3 protein-coding genes are annotated in these 1,901 nt (G+C 73.2%); 1 reads left to right on the top strand and 2 read right to left on the bottom strand.

The window, feature by feature from the left end:
- Positions 1-225 precede the first annotated feature (225 nt).
- Both H5J30_RS30260 and H5J30_RS30255 read right to left on the bottom strand, forming a co-directional pair.
- On the bottom strand, positions 226-774 hold the full coding sequence (locus H5J30_RS30260; RefSeq protein ID WP_181790600.1) for a tRNA adenosine deaminase-associated protein: 549 nt from the start codon (positions 772-774) through the stop codon (positions 226-228).
- A 191-nt stretch (positions 775-965) separates the two neighbouring features.
- On the bottom strand, positions 966-1,151 hold the full coding sequence (locus H5J30_RS30255; protein WP_181790598.1) for a hypothetical protein: 186 nt from the start codon (positions 1,149-1,151) through the stop codon (positions 966-968).
- Between the two features lie 152 nt (positions 1,152-1,303).
- Between H5J30_RS30255 and upp the strand changes: the two genes are divergently transcribed.
- Positions 1,304-1,901 (top strand): uracil phosphoribosyltransferase (gene upp / locus H5J30_RS30250; protein WP_181790596.1); only part of this gene is annotated, 598 nt, incomplete at its 3' end.

The raw sequence follows: 1,901 nt of genomic DNA, 5'->3' as shown, positions 1-1,901 counted from the left end.
TCGCCTCCCGCTCGTTCCTGGCCCGGGCGAGGATCCGGCCGGCGGGGGGTGCGGAGATCAGCGTTTCGTACGGGTCGCCGGACGCGTCGGCCGGGCCCACGACCACCGCGCCCACCGGGACGTCCCCCGTCTCCAGTGCGCGCTCCGCCTCCGCCAGGGCCGCGCGCATCGGCGGTGCCCACAGCTCCTCGTACGGGCCGGTCTCCGCTCCGCCGCCGGGCTCGGTCAGCGGACCGTCTCCAGCACGTCCGCCGCGCCGAGCAGGTCGGCGATCTCGTTGACCGCGTCGCCGTTCAGCGCCAGCAGCTGCTTCTCCGAGACGCCGAGGTCCGCCAGCAGCTCCGTGTCGCCCACCGGGCCCGCCGGCGCGCCGGGAGGGGCGTCCGGGTCGGCGTCGGGGTCCGCGTCGGCGCCGGTGTCGGCGTCCGGTTCGCCGTCCTCCGTGCCGTCCAGGTCCGTCAGGCTGTCCAGCGCGCTGTCGTCCTCCGGCTCCCGGCCGAGCAGCTCGGGGGTGAGCAGGATCTCCCCGTACGCGCTGCGCCCCGCGGCGGCCGCGTTCGAGACGAAGACGCGCGGGTCGTCCTCACCGTCTATGCGGATGACGCTGTACCAGATGCCCTCCTGTTCGAGCAGCACCAGCACGGTCTCGTCGTCGTCGGCCGTCGCCTCGCGGGCGAGGTCGGCCAGGTCGTCCAGCGTCTCCACGTCGTCGAGCTCTGTATCGCTCGCTTCCCACCCGTCTTCGGTGCGCGCGAGCAGTGCGGCGAAGTACACCGTGACTCTCCCACTGGTCCTAGGTGTGCCGGGCCGGGTGGTCGAGCTTGCCTGCTCTCTCCCCCCGACCAGGGGCGGAGGACCCGCCCTCACCGGAATCGTGACAGAAACCTGCGCTGTCTGCGGGGTCTTCCGCTGTGCGTCGTGAATTGGGCTGCCGCGAGGCCCGCCTTCCGCCGCTCATCGGCCGTCTACCAGCGGAACGTCCGCATGCGGTGGACATGCCGCCGCCGCGCCGCCCGGGCGCGCCGCGGCTGGACGCGCGCCCGCAGTTGCTCGGCTTCGTGCAGGTCGCGCAGGAAGGCGGCGCGGCGCCGGCCGCGGGCGTCGGACGTCTCGGGCAGCGGATCACCGCTGCGCAGATCACGATCCGGCATCACACACCTCCAGCGTCCGAACGGGCCGGGCGGACATATCCACCTTGCACCCGGTTGGCGGTTGTGTGCGAACCGCGGCCCGTTTCTCCACGCGTACCCCCCGGCCCCCACACGTATCCGTGTCCGGCCGGGACTCGGATAGATTCGGGAGCATGCGGATTCACGTGGTCGACCACCCCCTGGTGGCACACAAGCTCACCACGCTGCGCGACGAGCGCACGGACTCTCCCACCTTCCGTCGGCTGGCCGACGAGCTGGTGACGCTCCTCGCGTACGAGGCGACGCGCGACGTCCGCACCGAACAGGTCGACGTCCGCACGCCCGTCGCCGAGACCACCGGCGTGCGCCTCGCGCGGCCCAGGCCGCTCATCGTGCCGATCCTGCGCGCCGGACTCGGCATGCTCGACGGCATGATGCGGGTGCTGCCGACGGCGGAGGCGGGCTTCCTCGGACTGATACGCGACGAGGAGACCCTCCAGCCCAGCACGTACGCGAACCGGCTGCCCGAGGACCTGTCCGGGCGGCAGGTCTACGTCCTGGACCCGATGCTCGCCACCGGCGGCACGCTCGTCGCGTCGATCCGGGAGCTGATCCGGCGGGGCGCGGACGACGTCACGGCGATCTGCCTGCTGGCGGCGCCGGAGGGTACGGACGCGGTGGAGCACGAGCTGGCGGGCGCGCCGGTGACGGTGGTCACGGCGGCGATGGACGAGCGGCTGAACGAGGCGGGGTACATCGTGCCGGGGCTCG

Origin of the sequence: Streptomyces phytophilus (assembly GCF_013870535.1) — a bacterium.
GTDB classification, from domain to species: Bacteria; Actinomycetota; Actinomycetes; order Streptomycetales; family Streptomycetaceae; genus Streptomyces; species Streptomyces phytophilus.
Note: the sequence above shows the minus strand (reverse complement) of the source record. Positions and strands in the feature narration are given on the sequence as shown.